The following is a 20,802-nucleotide window of genomic DNA, read 5'->3' as shown; positions in this document are numbered from 1 at the left end:
TCAGCCGGCTGTGTCCGGCAGTCGGGCGGGGTCGTCGTCGAGGTCGCTGTCACCGTTCCGCAGCGGGGTCGCGTCCGCCCAGGTCGACGGGCTGTGCTGGGCGGCCTGCAGTGCCCAGTCGCCGGTGCGGGGTGACCAGCGGCGGGTGACCGGGTCGCGTTCGAGCGTCGGTGTCGGATCGAGGACGACCCGGACGACGCGTTCCTCGCCCGCCTGCAGGGTCACCTTCCGGAACCCGAGGAGCTGGGCGACCGGTCGATCGCGTGCGGTGTCGGCGGCGTAGAGCTGGACGACGGTCGACCCCTCGCGGTGACCGGTGTTCGTCACAAAGACCTCGGCGGTCCCACCGGTGTCGTCGAACCGGTGCCCGAGCAGGCGGTGGTCGATCGTCGTGTACCCGAGGCCGAAGCCGAACGGGAAAGCCGGCGTGTGACCCTCCTCGTCCAACCGCCGCTGTCCCCAGCGGTCGTCGTACACGACGGCCTTCGCCTCGCGGTCGAAGGGCGGCAGGTGTGCGGGATCGGTCGGGATCACGAACGGCAGTCGCCCGCCGGGCTCGACCACACCGGTCAGGACGTCGGCGAGCGCTCGACCACCCTCCATCCCGCCGTACCAGGCGAGGACGAGCGCCGGGACCCGGTCGCGCCAGGCCTCGGTCAGGATCGCGCTCCCGCCGATGAGCACGACGACCGTTCGCGGGTTGGCTGCGGCGACGGCCAGGATGAGGCGTTCGTCCGACGGCCGGAGACGGAGCGAAGTGCGATCGCCGCCGCGCACGAACCGCGACGCGAGGTGCGCGACGCCCGTGATGGCGCTACGGAGTCGACCCGAGTCCAGGGCCGCCCCGAGGACGCCGACGTCGACGCCGCCGGTGACGACCGACTCGCCCTCGTCGTGCTGATCGAAGCCGACGACGACGACGGCCGTGTCGGCTGCCACCGCCGCAGCGACCGCGGCCCGCACGTTCCCGGCCGGGGTGGTCGTGATCTGCGTGTCGGGGAGTGCCTCACGGAGCCCTTGCAGCGGCGAGACGGTGGTCGGCGGACGGACGCGCGACGAGCCGTGGTCGCCGAGGTTCGCCCGGTCCGCGAGACGGCCGACCACCGCGATCCGACGGGTCGTCGCCGACAGGGGGAGGAGCGGTACGCCGTAGTCGACCGGGCGGTTGGCGAGGAGCACGATCGACTCCTCGGCGACGTGTCGGGCGAGCGCGCGGTGGGCCGAGCCGGCGACGACGTCCGCCGAGGGTTGCGGTTGGGTGCGGGTCGCGGCGTGCAGGAGGGTCGTCCGCAGGATGCGCCGGGCCGAGCGCAGGACGGTGGCGTGGGGGAGGGTGCCGGCCCGCAGGGCGGCGGGCAACTCGTGCGCCCGTCGCAGGCGGAGCGGCATCTCCACGTCCATCCCGGCTTCCAGGCTGCCGACCGCGTCATGGGTCCCGAAGACCCAGTCGCTCGTCACGAAGCCCGTGAAGCCCCACTCCTCCCGCAGCACCTCGGTGAGCAGCGGACGGTTGACGTCCATGTACTCGCCCCGCACCCGGTTGTACGCGCTCATGACCGAGTCCGCGCCGGCGTCGATCACGGCCTTGAAGTGCGGCAGGTAGACCTCGTGCAGTGCGTGGTCGTCCACCGAGACGTCGACCTCGAACCGCTCGTCCTCCATGGAGTTGAGCGCGAAGTGCTTCACGCACGCCATCGTGTGGACGCGGACGCCGCGGGTCATGGCCGATCCCATCCGGCCCGTCAGCACCGGATCCTCGCCGTAGCACTCCTGTGCGCGCCCCCACGCGGGATGGCGGAGCAGGTTGACGCAGACGGACGCCGAGTAGTTCGCCCCGCGGATCCGCGTCTCCGCACCGATCGCCTCACCCACCTGCTCCTCGAGCACCGGGTCCCAGGTGGCCGCCCGCGCCATCGTCACGGGGAATGCGGTGGACTCGCCGATGACGACACCGCGGGCGCCGTCACTGAACCGGACCCCCGGGATCCCGAGCCGGGGGACGGCTCCGGCCACGAACGGACGCCGGTGGAGCAGCACGGGGATCAGCGGGAGGAGTCGGCGCGGGGAGTCGCCGTCGAGCAGCCCCAGGAGCTCCGCGTCGGTCAGCCGCTCGATCAGTCGTTCCGCGCCTGTGTCAACGTCGAGGCGTCCGGCTCGGATCTCCCGCACGACCTCGTCATAGGCGTCGCCCTCGGGTGGTCCGCCACCGCGGCGCTGCTTCGGCGGACGCGCGTTCCGGCGCCCGGTGACGATTCCCATGCTCTGCATTCTGCACCCTCGACCGGCGTGCTGAGCCCCACGCCCGACCGCGCGATCCGCCGTGCGGTGGAGGACACCTCGGCGGACGCCTGCGAGGATGGGACGATGTCGGGACACGAGGGGGAGTCGGTTGCCGCGATGCAGCCGCTGATCGAGGCGGACGGCGTCGGCGCGGTGATCGACGGGGAGACCCTGCTGGCGCCCACGGACATCCGGGTCGAGCGGGGGATGGCGCTCGCCGTCCGGGGGCGGAACGGATCGGGCAAGACGACCCTGCTGCGGATCCTCAGCGGACGGCTGCGCCCGTCGAGCGGGACGGCGACGATCGGCGGCCGGACCATCGACGACCGCGACCGCACGGTGCGTCGCTCCGTCTCAGCCCTCATCGGCACCCCGGCCTACGCGCCGGACCTGACGCTGCGCGAACACCTGCGCTACATCTCGACGACCTGGGGTGTGACCGGCCAGGCGGCGGACGCCGCCGCCGACGAGCTGCTCGTGGCCCTGCGCATCGACACGCTCGCGCGCCGCTTCGCCACCGAGCTGTCCTCGGGTCAGTCGCAGTTGTTCGCCCTGGCGACGGCGCTCGTCCGGCCCTTCGACGTCCTCGTGCTCGACGAACCGGAGCAGCGCCTCGACGCCGAGCGGCGTGGCCTCGTCGCCGACCGCATTCTGCTCGCGAAGGAGCGCGGGGCGGCGATCGTCTTCGCGAGCCACGACGCCGGTCTCGTCGAACGGGTCGCGGACGAGGCGATCACGGTCGAAGCCCCGTGAGCACCGGCACCGGGCGCATCTCGCGCGACGACCGTCGGATCCTCGGCGCCGGCCGGGCGGTGCTCGCCGCGCGCGACGGGCGTCCGCGGGTCGCCGACGTCGCGTTCGTCGTCTATGCCGCGCTGCTCGTCGCACTCATCGTGGGTGCTCCGCTCGTGCGGTTCGCAGTCCTCGGACTGATCGAGCCGGATGCCGCGGGCGTCGTGGCGGCCGTCCGGCCTGGCGCGGTCGCGCTGCTCTCGGCGATCGCGACGATCGTCGTCGTGCTCGGTGGCCGGACGAGGGGACCGGTCGTGCCGAGGCCTGCTGCGGTGCAGTTCCTCGCCGAGTCGCCACTGCCGCGTCGACTCACGCTGCGTCGTCCCTTCGTCACCTCTGCGCTCGCACTCGCGGGGCTCTCGGTCCTCGTGGCCGGGGTGGTCGGCTTGTCGCGACTCCTGGTGCCGGGGGAGCGGGCGACCGTCTCGGTGGGAGTGGCCGCCGACACGGCCTCGGTGATCGGCATGACCGGACCGACCGTGCCCGCCGCCGTGGTGGCCTTCGTGATCGGTGCCGTGGGCTTCTCCCTGCTCCTGGCGGTGGCGTGGCTGCTCGGTCAGCACGGTTCGCGACGGACGGTCGCCGCTGTCGTCATCGTCGCCGGTGCAGGCGGGGTGCTGGGTCTCCTCGTCCCGGGCATGCTGCTCCTTTCGCCGTGGGGATGGCTGGGGCTCCTCTGGTCGCCGGTGGCCGGTGGCATCGAGGCCATGGTGCTCGGCGGTGCACTCGCGACGGGGGACTGGGCGCGGCTCTTCACCTGGGGTGGTGGAGGTGGCTGGTTCGCGTCGGTGGGGGTGCCGGTGTCGTGGTGGCCGGCTGTCGCGCTCGTCGTGCTCGGTGCTGTCTCCCTCCTGCTCGTCCCGAGGGCGCTGGACGGACTGCGGAGCGGACCCCTCCTCGACCAGGCGCTGCGCTGGCAGCGGGTCGGGATGATGCTGCAGAGCGGTGACGCCTCGGGTGCCGTCGGCGGGCTGCGAGCCTCCCCGACGAGCGGTCGCCGTGTCCCGCTGCGGATGACCGGGCCGTTCTGGCTCGTCGTCCTCAGGCGGTCGATCGTCGGAGCTCGGCGGACACCCGGGCGGGTCGCCCTCGGTTCCGTCGTCCTGGCGGCGTCCGGCGCGTCGGTCGGTCTCTCCTTCGGGCTCCCGGACGGTGTGCGGTGGATGCTCGCCGTCCCCGCGGCGTTCCTCGCCTACCTCGCGGTGGGTGTCTGGTGCGACGCGGTGCGACACGGGGTCGAGAGCGCGGGGACGCCCACGCTCTACGGTCGGAGCCCCCGCTCGCTCGTGCTCGCCGGAGCCGTCGCCCCGCTGCTGGCCGCGGTCGTGATCGGAGGGATCGGCGCCCTGCTCGGGGTGCTCGCCTCCGCGGCACTGGGCGGGATGACCCTCCTCCAGCCGCTCGGGTGGTGGCCGCTGCTCGCGGTGTGGATCATCGTGCTCCGGACGTTCGACGCGGCGAAGGGACCACTGCCGATCCTGCTGCTCATGCCCGTCCCGACACCGTTCGGCGATGCGTCCTCGCTGAACGTCCTGCTCTGGCAGTCGGACGCCGTCCTGCTGGCGATCCTCGTCGGTGGTGGGTTGACCGCGCTGGCGCCGGTGGCGCCGGGTGCGGCCGTCGTCCTGCTCGTCGGGGTGCTCGTGATCGTCGCGGCGTTGGGGTTCGCGCGGTTGCGGAAGCTGTCCCGGCCGGCCTGAGCGTCGGGGCGCTCAGCGTGAGAGCCGGAGAACAGCGCGAGAGCCGGACGGAAGACGCGATTCCGTCCGGCTCTCGCGCGGATCTCCTGCTGTGGTGCTGGTGGGCTGGACCCTACTTCGCGACCTTGACGGCGGCCTCGGCGAGCTTCGGGACGAGCTGCTCGAGGACGACGGGGATGCTCAGCACGGACGCCGCGCTGTAGGCCTGCGTGAGCTCGTCGGCGGGGTCGAGGACGATCGCGCGACCGTCCTGCACCACGGGGAGGCTCGCGAGCAGCGGGTCGGCGGTGGTGTCCGCTGCGCTGAACCCGATCGGGAGGAGGACGGCGACGTCGGCGTCGAACGCGGACACCTGCTCGGCGGAGACCGCCGCGTAGAAACCGGAGGCCTCGAGGTCGAGGACGGCCGGGTTCTGCTGGAAGCCGAGGTCGGCGAGGATGTCGAAGCGACCGTCGCCCTCGAGGTAAGCGCCGTAGGCGTCGCCGAACTTCGTCGCGGCGACGGTGGTGAGCCCGGCGAACTCCTGGTGGAGGTCGGCGGCCTCGTTGATCGACTGCTTCGTGGCGGAGACGAGTGCGTCGCCCTCCTGGGTCTTGCCGAGCGCGGCGGCGACCTGCTCGAGCTGGACGTCCCACGGGGTTGCGAACGCGGCGGTCCCCTTGGGTGCGAAGACGGTCGGGGCGATCTCCGAGAGCCGCTCGTACTGCTTCTCGTCGCCGGCGGACCGGGTGTTGAGGATGAGGTCGGGTTCGAGCGCCTGGATCTGCTCGTAGTTGACCGTGTCGCCGCTGTCCTCGATGATCTCGGGGGTGACGTCGCCGAACAGGTCGGTGGCCCATGGGCCGACGGCCTTGTTGTCGGCGCCGAAGGACTGCCAGTCGTAGACACCGACGGGCACGACGCCGAGGGAGAGCGCCATCTCCGCGTCGGACCAGCCGAGGGCGACGACGGTGAGGTCGCCGGCGGGCTCCGGGACGGTCACCTCGCCGAACATCGTGTCGACGGTGCCGAGCGTGCCGGTGGAGGCGTCGTCGGTGGAGGACCCGGCGGTGCAGCCGGCGAGGGCGAGGCCTGCGACCGCGAGGGCGGCGACGGCGGTGAGGGTGCGGGTCATGCGGCGCATGTTCTGCTTTCCGTTGAAGACGTGGGGTATGAGGTAAGCCTAAGCTTCCCAAGTCACGTCCCGGTAACGCTTGTGCTTCGGCCAGCGCGGTGCGCTGACGTGAGCGCGGGTCACTGACGCGAGCGCACCCCTCCGGAGACCCGCGCTCACGTCCCCTGAGGTGCGCTCGCGTCAGCGCATCGCGCTGGCACACGGACCACTTGCGCGGCATATGTCGGTGTAGGCATATCTGCTCTGTGGATAACCCTGAGCGGGAGTCTGGGTGCGCTTAGCGTCGAGGGATGCCACGGACCTCGCGCTCTCGCTCTGTCTCTACGATCGTTCTCACGGCGGGACTGCTCGCCCTCACCGCGTGCACGGGACCTGAACCCGCGCCGCCTCCGAAGAGTTCGCCGCCGGTCTTCGAGAACGAGGAACAGGCGCTGGCGGCCGGCACTGAGGCTTACGAGAGCTACTTGGGCGTGTGGAACCGGGTCGTCGCAGACGGCGGAGTCGATCCTGCTCGCATCGATGAGGTGACAACCGGAGAGCTCCGAACGTTCGAGAACGAGAGCCTGTCGAAGCTCCAGGAGCTCGGATGGACCTTCTCCGGCGCGGCTTCGCTGGAGGTGTTCACAATCAGCGACTGGTACTCGAAAGCTGACGCAGCGGGCGTCCTGATCGTCGGATCCGCCTGCGTGGACATGACGGGCTTGCAAGCAACGGATGGGGCAGGAGCGTCGATCATCAAGCCTGAACGCCCAGCCAAGCGCACCTGGGCAGTTCATATTGCTCCGGGTGCTGCTGATCAACGGCCCTACGTGCTGGCGAAGCACGAAGTCATCAAGGAGGGGTCCTCATGCGGAGAGTAGGTGCTGCGCTGGCCATCGGGTTCATGCTCGTGGGCGGCGTCGGGCTGGCGTCCGCCGCCGTCGCCGCCAGCTGCGATGCTGGCGGGGCAATTTCGGGCGCTTGCATCGGTAACGGTTCGGTCGACATCGGCGGCAGCGTCGAACGCCCTGGCACTGGCGGTGGGTCCGGTGGCGGAACGGGCGGAGGCAGTGGTGGTGGCGGCTCGGCCGAGTTGCCACCCGGGGTGACCGACGGGCCCAACGGTGAACGGACCGTCTGCAGCCTCATGCGGCCGGACGAGTGTTACACCTTCACGCCCGGCGACCTCGGCACCGACCTCGCAGCAGCACCAGTAGCGCAGCCCGTGACGATCCGCGACGTCGCCAGCTTCGCCCCCGCCGCACCCACCGTCACCACCGAACCCGCCGCCTGGGGCGTCCGCGGGCTCCACACCAACGTCATCGCAGCTGCTTCCGGACACACCCGCACCGGCACCCTCCTCGGCCAGGTCGCAGAGGTGAACTTCATCCCCGTCGGCTTCACCTACGACTACAGCGACGGCGACACGACCACCACCCGAACCGGCGGATCCACGTGGGCTGCCCTCGGACTCGCGGAGTTCTCCAAGACCCCGACCAGCCACCGCTACACGACGGTCGGGACGAAGACCATCACCGTCGAAGTCGAGTACGCCGCCGAATACCGCATCGGCGACAGCGAGTGGCTTCCTGTCGTCGGAACCCTGTCGATCCCGACCGAAGAACCCCACGCGGTGCAGATCGTGCGGAACTCGACCGTGGGCGTCGACAAACCCTGCCGCCCCGGCAAACCAGCCATCGGCTGCTGACGCCGGCACGCATCCACCTCGTGAGCGCGCCCCGCCGACGTGAGCGCACCCCTCCGGAGGCCCGCGCTCACGTCAGCGGGGCGCGCCCACGCCTGCAAGCCCGCGCTCACGCCAGCGCACCGCGCTGACACCGGCCAGAAACACGGGTCAGTGCGCGCCCATCAGCGGGATGACGAGCGGCGTGTGCGACTCGGGGTCGTCGATGATCCGGCAGCGGAGCCCGAAGACCTCCTCGACGAGCTCGGCCGTCACGATGTCCGCCGGCGCACCCTGCGCGACCACGTGTCCGTCCCGCATCGCGATCAGGTGCGTCGCGTACCGCGCCGCCTGGTTGAGGTCGTGCAGGACCGCGACGAGGGTGCGGCCACCCTCCTGGTTGAGCCGGGTGAAGAGGTCGAGCAGCTCCACCTGATGCGTGATGTCGAGGAAGGTCGTCGGCTCGTCGAGCAGCAGCAACGGCGTCTCCTGAGCGAGGGCCATCGCCACCCACACCCGCTGGCGCTGGCCACCGGACAGTTCGTCGACGAGGCGACCGGACAGCTCCGTGACGTTCGTCGCCTCCATCGCCGCGAGCACCGCCGCCTCATCGGCCGCCGACCAGCGTCGGAGGATCGACTGGTGCGGGTATCGGCCACGCGACACGAGGTCGATCACCGAGATGCCGTCGGGCGCTATCGACGTCTGCGGCAGCAGCCCGATGCGCTTTGCGACCTCCTTCGACGGGTAGCGCGTGATCTCCTGACCGTCGAGCACGACCTGTCCCTGCGTCGGCTTCAGCAGCCGGGCGAGGGCACGCAGGAGCGTCGACTTGCCGCAGGCGTTCGGCCCGACGATGACCGTGAACGAGTCGTCGGGGATCGCGATGTCCAGCTCGTGGATGATGGTCCGCTGGTCGTAGCCGACGCGGAGGCCGGTTCCGGCGAGTCTCGTGGTGGGGGTATCGGTCTTCATGTCAGCGCTTTCCCGCCTGCGTGATGAGCAGGGCGATGAGGTAGATGCCGCCGAGGGTCACGGTCACCGCACCGACCGGCAGGGCGGCCGGGGCGATGATCCGCTGAGCCACGACGTCGCTCACGAGGAGCAACGCCGCACCCATGGCGGCCGAGGGGACGAGGGTGATGCCGGCGGACCTCGTCAGCCGCCGGGCGAGTTGGGGTGCGGCGAGGGCGACGAAGACGATCGGGCCGGCGACCGCGGTGACGGTCGCGGTGAGGGCGACGCCGATCACGAGCAGCAACAGCCGCGTGCGTTCGACCGGGATGCCGAGGGCGCTCGCGATGTCGTCGCCGAACTCCAGCATGCCGAGTCGGCGGGACATGAGCGCGAGGAGGGGGACGAGGACCGCGACCGCGATCGTCACGGGCACGACGTCCTGCCACCCGAGGTCGGCGAGCGAACCCATGCCCCAGCTGGCAGCGGCTATGGCGGCATTGAGGTCCGCCCGCAGCTGCAGGTAGTCGTTGAACGCGTTGAGGACGGCGCTGATCGCGATGCCGATCACGATGAGCCGGAACCCCTGGACGCCCCGGGACCACGCGAGGAGGTAGACGATGAGGGCCGTCGCGAGCCCGCCGATCAACGCGCCGGAGACCATCGCCGCATAGTTCCCGCCGACGACGAGGGTGACGATGAGCGCGCCGGTGAACGCGCCGGAGTTGAACCCGATGATGTCGGGGCTGCCGAGTGGGTTCCGGGTGATCGATTGGAAGATCGCGCCGGAGAGCCCGAGAGCGATCCCGCCGACGACGGCGATCACGACCCGCGGCAGGCGCCACTCCAACACGATGCGGACGACGCTCTCCGAACCCGTGCCGGTGAACGCGGCGAGCAGTTTGTCGAGCGGGATGCGGTACTCGCCCTGGGTGAGCGCGAAGGCGCCGACCCCCACGATGACGGCGACCAGAGCGCCGACGACGATCAGCTCACGCCGGTGGACCACCCAGCTGACCCGACCGATCCGCACGGTGCGCCGGCCCGGCTCGGCGACCGCGGTCACAGCCCCTGCACCTTCGAACGGCGGATGAGCACGATGAGGAGCGGGGCACCCACGAACGCCGTGACGATCCCGACCGGCATCTCGCCGGGGACGGCGACCCGCCCGACGAGGTCGGACAGCAGGAAGATGATCGGCGCAAACACCATCGTGAACGGCAGTACCCAGCGCTGGTCCGGTCCGACGACGGCCCGGGCGAGGTAGGGCGACATGAGTCCGAGGAAGGCGATCGGTCCGGCCGCCGCGGTGGCCGAGCCGCACAACAGGGTGATCGCGACGACCGACAGCACCCGCGTCCGGAGCACCTTCGTGCCGAGTGAGGTCGCGAGGTCGTCTCCGAGGGCGACGGCGTTGAGTGATCGGGAGACGACGAGGGCGAGGACGACCCCGACGATGAGGAACGGCAGCACCCCGAGGAGCACGTCCATCTGGCGGTTCTGCAGCGAGCCGGCCTGCCAGAAGCGGATCTTGTCGAAGATGTCGGGGTTGCGGATCGTGATGGCGAAGGTCACCCCCTGGAGCGCTGCGGAGAGTGCGACACCGGCGAGGACGAGACGCACCGGGGTCGCCCCGGCGCGGCCCCGGGAGCCGATCACGTACACGATGACGGCGGCGAGGCCCGCGCCGGCGAAGGACCACCACACGTAGGAGCTCAGGTCGGCGGTGCCGGCGATGGCGACGGCGAGCACGACCGCGATGTACGCCCCGGCGTTGACGCCGAGGATGCCGGGGTCGGCGAGCGGGTTCCGCGTGACGGCCTGCATCATCGCTCCGGCGAGGCCGAGCGCCGCACCGACGCCGATGGCCAGGAGCATGCGCGGCACCCGGAACCCGGTGACGAGGATCGCGTTGGTGTCGTCGCCGCCCTGTGACAGCGCCCGCCAGACCTCGGCGGCACTGATCGTCCCCGAGCCGATGAAGAGGCTGCCCGCGGCGATGGCGGCGAGCACGACGAGCGCGGCGACGAGCAGCAGCCAGCGCGACGCGGTCGATCGGGCGATACCGGTCGACGCCTCTCGTGCGCGGGCGGCCGCGGTCGGGAGCCGCAGGCTGTCGAGGTCGGCGCTCACCGGCTCATCGGTTGTCTTCGGCCTTGCCGTGTCGCCAGTAGCCCATGAACGCGACCGACTTGCGGTCGACGCCGCACCCGGAGACGAGGTGTCGGCGGAGCGTCTTGATGGCCGACGCCTCTCCGGCGAGCCACGCGTAGAGCGGTGCGCTCTCGAGGACGGGGCCTCCGGTCGCGTTGACCGGCGCTTCCCAGAGCAGCTCGGTGTCGACGTCGACGTCCTCGAGTGCCGGCTGCGTGGCGATCGTGGCGGTGTCGACGCTCGGCGCGAGGCGGCTCGCGATGCGCTCGACCTCGGGGATGAGCAGGGTGCCCACGGGCTGGTCGCCGCGGGGGAGGACGACGACCTCGACCCCGTCGGGCTTCGTGGACAGGGCGGCGATGTCGTCCTCGTGCGGCAGCTCGACGACCGCGATCCCGCGCGCGGTGCTCGGCAGGCGCTCGAGGATCCCGGCGATCCCGGGCAGGGCCGTCTCGTCGCCGGCGAGGAGCACCTGGTCGACGGTGGCCGGTGCGTGCCAGTCGATGCCGCCGGCCGGGACGGCCGACCGGGCGTTGGGGACGTTGACGACGAGCTCGTCGCCGACCTTCGCGTCCATCGCCCAGGTGGACGCGGGGCCGACGCGGCCGTGCAGCGCGATGTCGACGTCGAACTCGGCGAGCTCGGGCCGGACCTCGCGGATCGTGTACGTGCGCATCGGGTGACGTTTGTCGTTGGGCAGCAGTCGCCAGGCCTGGTACCAGTCGTCGTGCATCGGCAGCTCGTCGAAACCGGTGTCGGGCAGCGGGAAGAGCAGCTTGATGCGCTGGTCGTGACGGTTGTCCGCGATGTGCTGGACCTCGGGGCCCGTGAACGTGAACCGCCGATAGCTCGGGCTCACCTGCTCGATGCGCCGGACGACGGCTGCGAGGAGGATGAAGATCGAGTCGGGGGTCTGTTCACTGAGGCGAGGCATCGATAGGTAAGCCTACCCTTCGATGCGCTGGAGAACACCTGCCGATCGCATCTTGTCGGCAGAGAGCGGCGGTGGTAAACTTGAGTCACATCCACTCAAGTTTTGAACAGGAGACCGTACCCATGCCAGCAGGCCAGACGCCTCAGCAAGAGGATCAGCGCAGCGCGCTCGAGCAGTACGGCGTCAACCTGACCGAGATCGCCGCCTCCGGCAAGCTCGATCCGGTCATCGGCCGCGACGCCGAGATCCGTCGCGTGAGCCAGGTGCTCACGCGACGCACCAAGAACAACCCCGTCCTCATCGGCGAGCCCGGCGTCGGCAAGACCGCCGTCGTCGAAGGCCTCGCCCAGCGCATCGTCGCGGGCGACGTCGCCGAGAGCCTCAAGGGCAAGCAGCTCATCTCCCTCGACCTCTCCGCACTCGTGGCGGGTGCCATGTACCGCGGGCAGTTCGAGGAGCGCCTCAAGGCGGTGCTCAAGGAGATCGACGAGTCCGACGGACAGATCATCACCTTCATCGACGAGCTCCACGTCCTCATGGGCGCCGGTGGCGGCGAGGGGTCCGTCGCCGCGGCCAACATGCTGAAGCCCATGCTCGCCCGCGGTGAGCTCCGGCTCATCGGCGCGACCACGCTCGACGAGTACCGCGAGTTCATCGAGAAGGACGCCGCCATGGAGCGTCGCTTCCAGCAGGTGTTCGTGGGTGAGCCGAGCGTCGAGGACACGGTCGCCATCCTCCGTGGCCTCAAGGAGCGGTACGAGGCGCACCACAAGGTGGCCATCGCCGACAACGCGCTCGTCGCCGCAGCAGCCCTGTCCAACCGCTACATCACGTCGCGGCAGCTGCCCGACAAGGCGATCGACCTCATCGACGAGGCTGCCAGCCGACTGCGCATGGAGATCGACTCGGCACCCGTCGAGATCGACGAACTCCGACGCAGCGTCGACCGCCTGAAGCTCGAGGAGCTCGCCCTCAAGAAGGAGAAGGACGACGCCTCCAAGGAGCGCCTCGCCCGCCTCCGGGAGGACCTCGCGACCCGCCAGGCCGCGCTCGGCGAGCTGCAGGCGCGCTGGGAGCGCGAGCGTGCGAGCCTCAACCGGGTCGGCGACCTCAAGAAGCAGCTCGACGCCGCCCGGAGCAAGGCCGAACGCGCCCAGCGCGAGGGCAAGCTCGAACAGGCGTCCAAGCTCCTCTACGCCGACATCCCGCAGCTCGAACGCGAACTCGCGCTCGCGGAGTCGGCCGAGCAGGACACCGACGGCGAGCCCCGGATGGTCAACGACCAGGTGACCGCCGAGGATATCGCCGCCGTCATCGCCGCGTGGACCGGCATCCCCGTCGGTCGCCTGCTGCAAGGCGAGACGGAGAAGCTGCTGCACCTCGAGCAGGAGCTGTCCCGCCGACTCATCGGGCAGCACCGTGCGGTCGCCGCCGTGTCCGACGCCGTCCGGCGCACCCGGGCCGGCATCTCCGACCCCGACCGCCCGACCGGCTCGTTCATGTTCCTCGGCCCCACCGGCGTCGGCAAGACCGAGCTGGCGAAGGCGCTCGCCGAGTTCCTCTTCGACGACGAGAAGGCCATGGTCCGCATCGACATGTCCGAGTACGGCGAGAAGCACTCGGTCTCCCGGCTCGTCGGTGCACCTCCGGGGTACGTCGGCTACGAGCAGGGCGGGCAGCTCACCGAGGCCGTTCGTCGACGCCCGTACTCCGTCGTACTGCTCGACGAGGTCGAGAAGGCGCACCCCGAGGTGTTCGACATCCTCCTGCAGGTGCTCGACGACGGTCGCCTGACCGACGGGCAGGGGCGCACGGTCGACTTCCGGAACGTCATCCTCGTGCTGACCTCCAACCTCGGCTCGCAGTACCTGATGGACGCCTCGCTCTCCCTCGAGCAGAAGGAGGAGGCGGTGCAGCAGCTCGTACGCCAGGCGTTCAAGCCGGAGTTCATCAACCGTCTCGATGACATCGTCGTGTTCCAGCCGCTCAGCGAGGCGGAGCTCGGCCAGATCGTCGAGCTGTACATCGACCGCCTGCAGCGTCGACTGGGGGAGCGTCGGCTCCACCTCGCCGTCACGCCCGACGCCCGCGCGTGGCTCGCGGAGCGCGGATACGACCCCATGTACGGCGCGCGTCCGCTGCGTCGACTCATGCAGCGGGAGATCGACGACCGCCTCGCGCGTGCGATCCTCGACGGCTCGATCCGCGACGGCGACACCGTGCACGTGGGCCTGGCGCTCGACGGCGACGGCCTCACGGTCGAGCGAGCGGTGGTCCCGGCCTAGCCGGCTGCTTGCGGCCAGCGCGGTGCGCTGACCCGAGCGCGACCCACCGACGTGAGCGCGCCCCTCCGGAGGGGCGCGCTCACGCGCATGCCCCGCGCTCACGCGACAGCACCGCGCTGGCCGTGACCCCCGAGTGGGGGAGGAAACCCCTGGTGCGCGACGGATGCCGCGCACTAGCGTGATCCTCGCGGTGGGCCCGGTCGGCGCGCCCTGAGAGGACCCGATGTCACACGCAGCCCCGAGCACGACGCCTGAGACCAGCGACGCCAAAGTGCCCCTCTGGCGTCACACACATGCCCCCGCCTGGTTCTTCTTCGGTGGCCTGGCGCTCTGGCTGTTCCTGCTGCTGGTGCCGCACGTCCTCCTCGGCAACCCGGCGGTGGTCCCCGCGTGGATCCTGCTCGGCTCGGGGCTGGCCGCGTCCACCCTGCTGCTCATCATGGCCAGACGTCTTCAGCCGGGCGACGGCGTCACGACGGCGACGCTCCTCTGGGCGGTCCTGGTCGGAGGCTTCATCGCCATCACGCTCGGCAGCACCTTCGACTCCCTCATCGGCGTCGCCGCGACCGATGCCGGCGAGAACCCGCACGACATCGGGCTCTTCTTCGCCGGGGTCGCCGAGGAGCTGGCGAAGATCATCGCCGTCGTGATCGTGGCGTGGCGGCTGCCGGTGAAGACCGCCCGGGGCGGGCTCTTCGTCGGCGGCGCTGTCGGGATCGGCTTCGCCGTCCTCGAGAACCTCTGGTACATCGGGCAAGGGTGGGCGGACGGGGTCGAAGCCTCCCAGAAGCTCGCCGCCGGTTCGCCACCACTCGAGACGATCCTCTCGCACCCGGCGTTCCAAGCGGCCGGGGCCGCGTTCGCCCGGACGATCTTCGACCCGGTCGGACACCCACTGTGGACGGCACTGTTCGCCGCGGCGCTGTTCGCGGCCACACGCAACGGCCGGTTCCGGATCACCGTGGGCGTGCTCCTGACCTACCTGCTCGTCGCGGTCATGCACGGCCTCTGGGACGGCAACGCCGTGCTCTGGGGGCTGCTGTTCCCGAGCATGCCGGTGCTCAAGATGCTCGCCGTGCCGGCCCTGATCGTGCTCGTCGTCGCATTCGCGCTCATCTGGCGGGCACGGGTCCGTCGCATCAACCGCGAGGCCGGCGTCGTGTCGCTCCACGTCCCGCGTCGCGAGCGGAAGCAGGCCTGACCAACGGACGCGCGAGGCCTGCTGTGATCCGGGCGTGCCGGGGAGTAGCGTGAAGCGCACCCGATCCGCGACGCCGAGGAGACACCCATGCTGGGACGCAAGACCTTCGAACAGCGAGAGGTCGACCAGGCGAAGACGATGATCGCCGCGCTCGTCGCCGGACGCGAGACGCTGGCCGAGGCCGGAGCGGACCCCGCAGCACTGGCCGTGGTCGACCCCGAGTTCTTCACCGGCCTCACCCTGGTGCTCGACCGGCCGTTCGTCCACCGGGTGCGCTCGGTGCTCGGCAAAGGTCCCGGGGCCCTCAACGAGCTCGAACTCATCGTCGCGTCGATCCTCGACCACGACCGGGTGTTCACGGTGGGGACCGTCCTGCAGTACGCCGAGGGGACGTCGTTCACCGGCCTCGTCCCGGGCGAGACGATCCTGCTGAGCGCCGAGCAGTTCGAGCGCCTCGCCGTCGGCGTCTTCGCCGAGTTGGAGGAGTTGTTCGTCGAAGCGGTGTGAGGTGCGGCGTCGGCCGCGAGTCTGCGTCACGCGCTCCGCGGACGGTGCCACGATCAGCTCGTGAGCTCATCGACGTCCGGAACGATCATGGTGCGGCACGGCGCGAAGCTCCGGTTGACCGTCTCCGCCCTCGTCGGTGTCGCCGTGGGCGTGATCGTCGGCCTGAACTGGTTCTGGGCGGGTGCGATCCTCGCCGGTTGGGGGACCACGTGCGTGGTCTTCGTCGGTTCCCTCTGGATCCGCATCTGGCGGATGGGCCCGGAGCGGACGCGCGAACACGCGACCTCGGAGGAGCCCGGGCGGACGACCAGCGAGGTGCTCATCGTGCTCGCGAGTGTCGGGAGCCTCGTGGCCCTGAGTGTCGTCATCCTGCAGGCGAGGGCGTCCTCCGGGGTCGAGCAGGGCGTGCTCGCCGGGTTCGCGGTCGTGAGCGTGGCGCTCTCCTGGGCGCTCATCCACACGATCTACACCCTGCGGTACGCGCGCATGTACTTCGCGGCGCCGGAGGGCGGCATCGACTTCAACCAGGAGGAGGCGCCGCAGTACAGCGACTTCGCCTACCTCTCCTTCGACCTCGGCATGACCTACCAGGTCTCCGACACGACGCTGCGGTCCAGCGAGCTGCGCCGCACCGTCCTCAAGCACACCCTGCTGTCGTACCTCTTCGGCTCCGTGATCCTCGCGACCGTCATCAACCTCGTCGCGGGGCTGTAGCGGCGCGACGGACACGCCCTTCGACAGGCGGTTGGATGTCCGCCTGCCTTGAGCGGACGGGGGCGGACTCCTCGACCGTCACTGGTCCTTGACCGATCGAGTTGTCGGTCGCAGATCGAGATATGCTCAGATATTTCATATGTGCAAGAGGATTGAGCATGTGAGGATACGCTCGCGGTTGATGCGAGTGTGCCTCGTCGTCGGTCTCCTGGCTGCGCCAGTTCAGTTTGGAACGGCGGACGGCGGCTCCGTGGTCGCGGTGTTCCAAGGGGTCGGCGTATGGGCGATAGCACGCCAGTCACGCGGTGCAACGGAGCCGGATACGTCGCGCGATTGGTGGCGTCTGACTGAACGAGCTTCGATGAGCGCTCTCGCTGCCCTGCTCGCCGGTCTCGCGACGGTCAGCATCATCGTCTACGGGGCCCACTGGGGCGCGACTGGAGAACTCATCGTGCGATCATGCGTGGGAGCAGCCTTGACTGCGTTGTTCATCGTGTCGGCCATTGGACTGTGTCGTCACCGGCCTAGCCCGAGCGATGACGGATGAGCCCCGCGAACCACGACTGCGCAGCCCGGCGGACCGGACTGCGCAGCGTGGTGGTGCAGGAACCGAGCGGACTACTCCTGGACGATCACGAGGTCGGCGAGGGGACGGCGCTCACGCGGAGCGGTCTCGCGGTCGCGGAGCATGCCCTCGGGCAGGAGCTCGGGTTCGCCGAGCTCGCCGAGCGCGGTGACGGTGAACGGCACGAGGCCGTCCGGCAGTGAGAACGCCTCCCGGATGCCGTCGGCGGAGAAGCCGGCCATCTGGTGCGCGAAGAGACCGTCGCTGTGGGCCTGGATGCTCAGGTGCGCCATCGCCTGGCCGAGGTCGTAGATGGCCCAGGGGCGCTCGTTGCCCTCGTCGTCGAGCGTCTCGGCGACGGCGACGATGAGCGCGCCGGCCTGAGCGGCCCAACCACGGTTGAAGGCCACCAGCTGCTCAGCGATCGTGTCGAACGTGGCGGTCCCCTTGGTGCCGACGATGAACCGCCAGGGCTGCACGTTGTTGGCGCTCGGCGACCAACGCGCGGCTTCCAGGGCCGAAGCCATCTTCGCTGCGGCGACGGGCTCGCTCACGAAGGCGCGGGGGCTCCAACGGTCGGCGAGGACGTCGAGGATGGGGGCGTCGGTCTGGGCGGTACGGGTGACGATGGACATGCGGTCTCCAAGCGAAACAAGGGAAGTGGACAGAGGTTGCGTCGCCGTTGACGATGGATGCAACTGCATCGATCGGGGCGCTATTCCCGGGCATGAGGGGTCCGTGCAGCAGTGACGATCTCCGCGATCCGGTGCGGGGCCGCTTCGTCCTGCAGCGACGTCGTGTCGCCGAGGGGCCGCTGGTCGACGATGTCGCCGAGCAGACGCCGCATGATCTTCCCCGAGCGGGTCTTCGGGAGGTCCGGGACCACGAAGACGTCGCGGGGCTTCGCGATCGGGCCGATCTCGTTCGCCACGTGGGAGCGCAGTGCCTCGCGGAGTGCCGCGGAGCGCTCCAACCAGTACGCCTCGCCGTCGGCCTCCGGACCGTGGGATCGCGAGGACGGGATGACGAACGCGGCGATCGCGCTCCCCGTGATCGGGTCGTGCACGCCGACCACGCCGGCCTCGCCCACGTGGGGATGCGACACGAGGGCCGACTCGATCTCGATGGTCGACAGGCGGTGGCCCGAGACGTTGATGACGTCGTCGACGCGCCCGAGGACCCAGATGTCGCCGTCCTCGTCCCACTTGGCGCCGTCGCCGGAGAAGAAGTAGCCCTGCTTCCAGTACTTCGCCCAGTACGAGTCGCGGTAGCGCTCCGGGTTGCCCCAGACCGTGCGCGCGAGCGACGGCCCGAAGCGGCTGACGACCAGATACCCGCCGGATCCGTACGGCACCGTCTCGCCGTCCTCGTCGACGACCAGCGCCTCCAGGCCGGGGAGTGCGCGACTGCCGGAACCCGGCTTGATCGTGGTCGCGCCGGGGAGCGGCGCGATGACGGCCGACCCTGTCTCCGACTGCCACCAGGTGTCGACGACCGGGGTCTCGCCGCGCCCGATGCGCTCGCGGAACCACATCCAGGCCTCGGGGTTGATCGCCTCGCCGACGGTACCGAGGAGCCGGAGGGTCGAGAGGTCGTACTCGGCGGGCGGCCCCTCGGGGAACCACGTCATGAGGGTCCGGATGAGCGTGGGCGCCGTGTAGTACGTCGTCACGCCGTAACGCTCGATGATCTCGAAGTGCCGTGCCTGGTGCGGGGTGTTCGGCGTGCCCTCATAGATCACCTGGGTGAGCCCGTTCGAGAGCGGACCGTAGATCTCATAGGTGTGCGCGGTGACCCAGGCGAGGTCGGCGGTGCACCAGTGGACGTCGTCGTCCTTGGCGTCGAAGATCGCCCAGTGGGTCCAGGACGCCTGCGTGAGGTAGCCACCTGACGTGTGGACGAGTCCCTTGGGCTTCCCGGTGGTGCCGCTCGTGTAGATGATGAAGAGCGGGTTCTCCGCGTCGAACGCCTCGGCCTCGTGGGTGTCGGCGGCGACACCCACGGTGTCGTGCCACCAGACGTCGCGACCGGGGGTCCACGGCACGTTCGGCGTCTCGTCGCCCGTGCGTGCGACGACGAGCACGTGCTCGACGGACGGCACGCCGTCGACCGCGGCGTCGGCGTTCTGCTTGACCGGCACGGCCGTACCCCGGCGGTACTGGCCGTCGGTGGTGATGAGCAGCTTGGCCTCGGTGTCCTCCACGCGGAAGCGCAGCGCCTCGGCAGAGAACCCACCGAACACGAGGGAGTGGATGGCGCCGATGCGGGCGACGGCGAGGGTGGCGATGACCGTCTCGGGGATGACCGGCAGGTAGATGACGACGCGGTCGCCCTGGCCGATGCCGAGTGCCGTCAGGGCGTTGGCCGCCTTCGCGACCTCGCGCTGCAACTCGGCGTAGGTGATGGAGCGGCGGTCGCCCGGCTCTCCCTCGAAGTGGAGGGCCACTTTGTCGCCTCGTCCGGCGTCGACGTGCCGGTCGACGCAGTTGACCGCCACGTTGAGCGTTCCCCCGGCGAACCAGGTGGCGGCGGGGACGGTGAGTTCGGGCTCGGGGTCCGACGGGTCGGACCCCTCGACCGGCCGGGCCGGGTCCCAGGTGTGAGCCGTCTCCCACGGGGTGACCCAGTCGAGGCGTCGGGCCTGCTCCTCCCAGAACGCCACGGGGTCGGCGGCCGCGCGAGCCCATTCCTCCGGGCCGACGTTCGCCGTCTGGGCGAGGTCGGCCGGTGGGGCGTAGCTGCGGGTCTCGGCGAGGAGGTTCGCGATGGTGGCGGCGGGCGCTGCGGACGTCGATCCATCAGTGGGAGGCATGCTGCAACGCTACGCGGGAGGCCGGGGCCGGTGCCATCCGCGGGTCATGCAGCGTCATGGTCCGGAGGTTCCGAGGGGCTGTGGAGGAGCGTCGGGAGTAGCCTCGAAGGGCCGTCGCGATGCGCGGCGGACGTCGATCAGGAGCGCGCACGGCGCGCCTCGAGAAGGGAACGACATGGCGACCGTCATCCAGTACCAGGAGCTCGGCCCGGCCGACGTCCTCGAGCTCGTCGAGGTGCCGACGCCTCAGGCGGGCCACGGCGAACTCGTCGTCGAGGTGCGCGCCGCGGGCGTGAACCCGATCGACTGGAAGCTCCGCAGCGGTGTCCGCGGCGGCGAGCTGCAGGGCACCCGACGCGTCGGGAGCGACGGCGCGGGCGTCGTCGTCGAAGTCGGCGACGGGGTCGAGGGCTGGTCGATCGGCGACGAGGTCGTCGTCGTCAACGCCTCCGGGACGTACGCGACCCACGTCGTCGTCACGCCCGACCAGATCATCCGCAAACCGGCGGCCATCTCCTTCGAGGAGGCGGCGGCGATCGGCATCCCCGTGAGCACGGCCTACCAGGCGCTCCGGTCGCTCGGCGTGACCGAGGAGACGACCCTCCTGATCCACGGCGGATCGGGCTCGGTGGGGCACGCCGCCGTGCAATTCGCCGTGGCGTGGGGAGCGACCGTCGTCGCCACCGCGAGCGAGGGGAACCACGCACGGCTGCGGGAGCTCGGGGCGATCCCCGTCACCTACGGTCCCGGGCTCGTCGAGCGCGTGCAGAAGGCGGTCCCGCAGGGTGTCGACCGCGTGCTCGACGCCGTCGGCACCGACGAGGCGCTCGAGGCCTCGTTCGAGCTGGTCGAGGACCGGCAGCACATCGGCACGATCGTCGTCGGCGCGAAGGCGGCCGACCTCGGGATCCAGGCATGGTCAGGCGGCAACCCGCTTCCGCTCACGGCGCAGGAGCAGGCCTGGCGGGCGGAGGCGATCCCGGCGGTCGCGTCCCTCGTCGAACAGGGACGCTTCAGCTTCGAGCTCGGGACGGTCCGGCCCCTCGCTGAGGCCGCCGATGCGCACCGCGAGAGCGAGTCGGGTCACCCGAGCGGGAAGCTCATCCTCGTCCCCTGAGTGCCCTTCG

The 20,802-nt window shown here is 70.6% G+C and carries 17 protein-coding genes; 9 read left to right on the top strand and 8 right to left on the bottom strand.

The features are described 5' to 3' along the window. Positions 1-2,259 (bottom strand): beta-glucosidase family protein, encoded by a 2,259-nt coding sequence (locus ACQ3HE_RS08080; RefSeq protein WP_430892109.1) that lies wholly within the window; start codon positions 2,257-2,259, stop codon positions 1-3. Between the two features lie 105 nt (positions 2,260-2,364). Between ACQ3HE_RS08080 and ACQ3HE_RS08075 the strand changes: the two genes are divergently transcribed. Continuing rightward, positions 2,365-3,033, top strand: coding sequence for an ABC transporter ATP-binding protein (locus ACQ3HE_RS08075; RefSeq protein ID WP_244175396.1), 669 nt, complete (start codon positions 2,365-2,367; stop codon positions 3,031-3,033). After that, a complete protein-coding gene (locus tag ACQ3HE_RS08070) occupies positions 3,030-4,772 on the top strand; it encodes a hypothetical protein (protein ID WP_430892108.1) in 1,743 nt (580 codons plus the stop codon). The genes ACQ3HE_RS08075 and ACQ3HE_RS08070 overlap by 4 nt, the downstream gene beginning before the upstream one ends. Before the next feature lie 112 nt (positions 4,773-4,884). Here ACQ3HE_RS08070 and ACQ3HE_RS08065 read toward each other — a convergent pair whose 3' ends face one another. Next, a complete protein-coding gene (locus tag ACQ3HE_RS08065; protein ID WP_430892106.1) occupies positions 4,885-5,886 on the bottom strand; it encodes an ABC transporter substrate-binding protein in 1,002 nt (333 codons plus the stop codon). A gap of 290 nt (positions 5,887-6,176) precedes the next feature. Between ACQ3HE_RS08065 and ACQ3HE_RS08060 the strand changes: the two genes are divergently transcribed. Both ACQ3HE_RS08060 and ACQ3HE_RS08055 read left to right on the top strand, forming a co-directional pair. Continuing rightward, positions 6,177-6,746: a hypothetical protein gene (locus ACQ3HE_RS08060; RefSeq protein ID WP_430892105.1), complete on the top strand. Its 570-nt coding sequence runs from the start codon at positions 6,177-6,179 to the stop codon at positions 6,744-6,746. Then, positions 6,734-7,573: a hypothetical protein gene (locus tag ACQ3HE_RS08055; protein ID WP_430892103.1), complete on the top strand. Its 840-nt coding sequence runs from the start codon at positions 6,734-6,736 to the stop codon at positions 7,571-7,573. Before ACQ3HE_RS08060 ends, ACQ3HE_RS08055 begins: the two co-directional genes overlap by 13 nt. A gap of 147 nt (positions 7,574-7,720) precedes the next feature. On the opposite strand, the gene ACQ3HE_RS08050 is transcribed toward ACQ3HE_RS08055, so the two are convergent. From ACQ3HE_RS08050 to ACQ3HE_RS08035, 4 genes are read right to left on the bottom strand one after another with little or no spacing between them, the layout of a single operon-like run. Further along, a complete protein-coding gene (locus ACQ3HE_RS08050) occupies positions 7,721-8,524 on the bottom strand; it encodes an ABC transporter ATP-binding protein (RefSeq protein ID WP_138946288.1) in 804 nt (267 codons plus the stop codon). A 1-nt stretch (position 8,525) separates the two neighbouring features. After that, on the bottom strand, positions 8,526-9,569 hold the full coding sequence (locus tag ACQ3HE_RS08045; RefSeq protein WP_430892102.1) for a FecCD family ABC transporter permease: 1,044 nt from the start codon (positions 9,567-9,569) through the stop codon (positions 8,526-8,528). After that, complete coding sequence (locus tag ACQ3HE_RS08040; RefSeq protein WP_430892100.1) at positions 9,566-10,636, bottom strand: iron chelate uptake ABC transporter family permease subunit; 1,071 nt, start codon at positions 10,634-10,636, stop codon at positions 9,566-9,568. Before ACQ3HE_RS08040 ends, ACQ3HE_RS08045 begins: the two co-directional genes overlap by 4 nt. Before the next feature lie 4 nt (positions 10,637-10,640). Next, the gene (locus ACQ3HE_RS08035; protein ID WP_124768591.1) at positions 10,641-11,591 is read right to left on the bottom strand and encodes a siderophore-interacting protein; all 951 of its coding nucleotides are present in this window, start codon (positions 11,589-11,591) and stop codon (positions 10,641-10,643) included. Between the two features lie 122 nt (positions 11,592-11,713). Here ACQ3HE_RS08035 and ACQ3HE_RS08030 point away from each other — a divergent pair, with 122 nt between their 5' ends. The 4 genes from ACQ3HE_RS08030 (at position 11,714) to ACQ3HE_RS08015 (ending at position 16,298) form a co-directional block, all read left to right on the top strand. Beyond that, positions 11,714-13,876: an ATP-dependent Clp protease ATP-binding subunit gene (locus ACQ3HE_RS08030; RefSeq protein WP_430892098.1), complete on the top strand. Its 2,163-nt coding sequence runs from the start codon at positions 11,714-11,716 to the stop codon at positions 13,874-13,876. Positions 13,877-14,099: 223 nt separating this feature from the next. Then, on the top strand, positions 14,100-15,077 hold the full coding sequence (locus tag ACQ3HE_RS08025; RefSeq protein ID WP_430892096.1) for a PrsW family glutamic-type intramembrane protease: 978 nt from the start codon (positions 14,100-14,102) through the stop codon (positions 15,075-15,077). Between the two features lie 87 nt (positions 15,078-15,164). Further along, a complete protein-coding gene (locus ACQ3HE_RS08020; RefSeq protein ID WP_159877549.1) occupies positions 15,165-15,584 on the top strand; it encodes a hypothetical protein in 420 nt (139 codons plus the stop codon). A gap of 60 nt (positions 15,585-15,644) precedes the next feature. Beyond that, on the top strand, positions 15,645-16,298 hold the full coding sequence (locus tag ACQ3HE_RS08015) for a DUF1345 domain-containing protein (protein WP_229940487.1): 654 nt from the start codon (positions 15,645-15,647) through the stop codon (positions 16,296-16,298). A 618-nt stretch (positions 16,299-16,916) separates the two neighbouring features. Here ACQ3HE_RS08015 and ACQ3HE_RS08010 read toward each other — a convergent pair. Both ACQ3HE_RS08010 and acs read right to left on the bottom strand, forming a co-directional pair. Next, the gene (locus tag ACQ3HE_RS08010) at positions 16,917-17,498 is read right to left on the bottom strand and encodes a nitroreductase family protein (RefSeq protein ID WP_079704973.1); all 582 of its coding nucleotides are present in this window, start codon (positions 17,496-17,498) and stop codon (positions 16,917-16,919) included. Positions 17,499-17,578: 80 nt separating this feature from the next. Next, positions 17,579-19,675 carry an acetate--CoA ligase gene (gene acs / locus ACQ3HE_RS08005; protein WP_430892094.1) on the bottom strand — a complete coding sequence of 699 codons (2,097 nt, stop codon included), beginning with the start codon at positions 19,673-19,675 and terminating at the stop codon, positions 17,579-17,581. A gap of 175 nt (positions 19,676-19,850) precedes the next feature. Here acs and ACQ3HE_RS08000 point away from each other — a divergent pair, with 175 nt between their 5' ends. Beyond that, entirely contained in the window at positions 19,851-20,792 is a 942-nt protein-coding gene (locus ACQ3HE_RS08000; RefSeq protein WP_430892092.1) for an NADP-dependent oxidoreductase, read from the top strand. The last annotated feature ends 10 nt before the right edge of the window (positions 20,793-20,802 follow it).

Source organism: Plantibacter auratus (genome assembly GCF_050587365.1).
GTDB lineage: Bacteria > Actinomycetota > Actinomycetes > Actinomycetales > Microbacteriaceae > Plantibacter > Plantibacter auratus.
The sequence above is the reverse complement of the archived record's forward strand: the minus strand, read 5'-3'. Positions and strand labels throughout refer to the sequence as shown.

Coding starts and splice junctions, on each gene's coding strand:
- ACQ3HE_RS08080 (WP_430892109.1), bottom strand. CDS start 2,259: ATGGGAATCGTCACCGGGCGCCGGAACGCGCGTCCGCCGAAGCAGCGC.
- ACQ3HE_RS08075 (WP_244175396.1), top strand. CDS start 2,365: ATGTCGGGACACGAGGGGGAGTCGGTTGCCGCGATGCAGCCGCTGATC.
- ACQ3HE_RS08065 (WP_430892106.1), bottom strand. CDS start 5,886: ATGACCCGCACCCTCACCGCCGTCGCCGCCCTCGCGGTCGCAGGCCTC.
- ACQ3HE_RS08060 (WP_430892105.1), top strand. CDS start 6,177: ATGCCACGGACCTCGCGCTCTCGCTCTGTCTCTACGATCGTTCTCACG.
- ACQ3HE_RS08055 (WP_430892103.1), top strand. CDS start 6,734: ATGCGGAGAGTAGGTGCTGCGCTGGCCATCGGGTTCATGCTCGTGGGC.
- ACQ3HE_RS08050 (WP_138946288.1), bottom strand. CDS start 8,524: ATGAAGACCGATACCCCCACCACGAGACTCGCCGGAACCGGCCTCCGC.
- ACQ3HE_RS08035 (WP_124768591.1), bottom strand. CDS start 11,591: ATGCCTCGCCTCAGTGAACAGACCCCCGACTCGATCTTCATCCTCCTC.
- ACQ3HE_RS08030 (WP_430892098.1), top strand. CDS start 11,714: ATGCCAGCAGGCCAGACGCCTCAGCAAGAGGATCAGCGCAGCGCGCTC.
- ACQ3HE_RS08025 (WP_430892096.1), top strand. CDS start 14,100: ATGTCACACGCAGCCCCGAGCACGACGCCTGAGACCAGCGACGCCAAA.
- ACQ3HE_RS08020 (WP_159877549.1), top strand. CDS start 15,165: ATGCTGGGACGCAAGACCTTCGAACAGCGAGAGGTCGACCAGGCGAAG.
- ACQ3HE_RS08010 (WP_079704973.1), bottom strand. CDS start 17,498: ATGTCCATCGTCACCCGTACCGCCCAGACCGACGCCCCCATCCTCGAC.
- acs (WP_430892094.1), bottom strand. CDS start 19,675: ATGCCTCCCACTGATGGATCGACGTCCGCAGCGCCCGCCGCCACCATC.
- ACQ3HE_RS08000 (WP_430892092.1), top strand. CDS start 19,851: ATGGCGACCGTCATCCAGTACCAGGAGCTCGGCCCGGCCGACGTCCTC.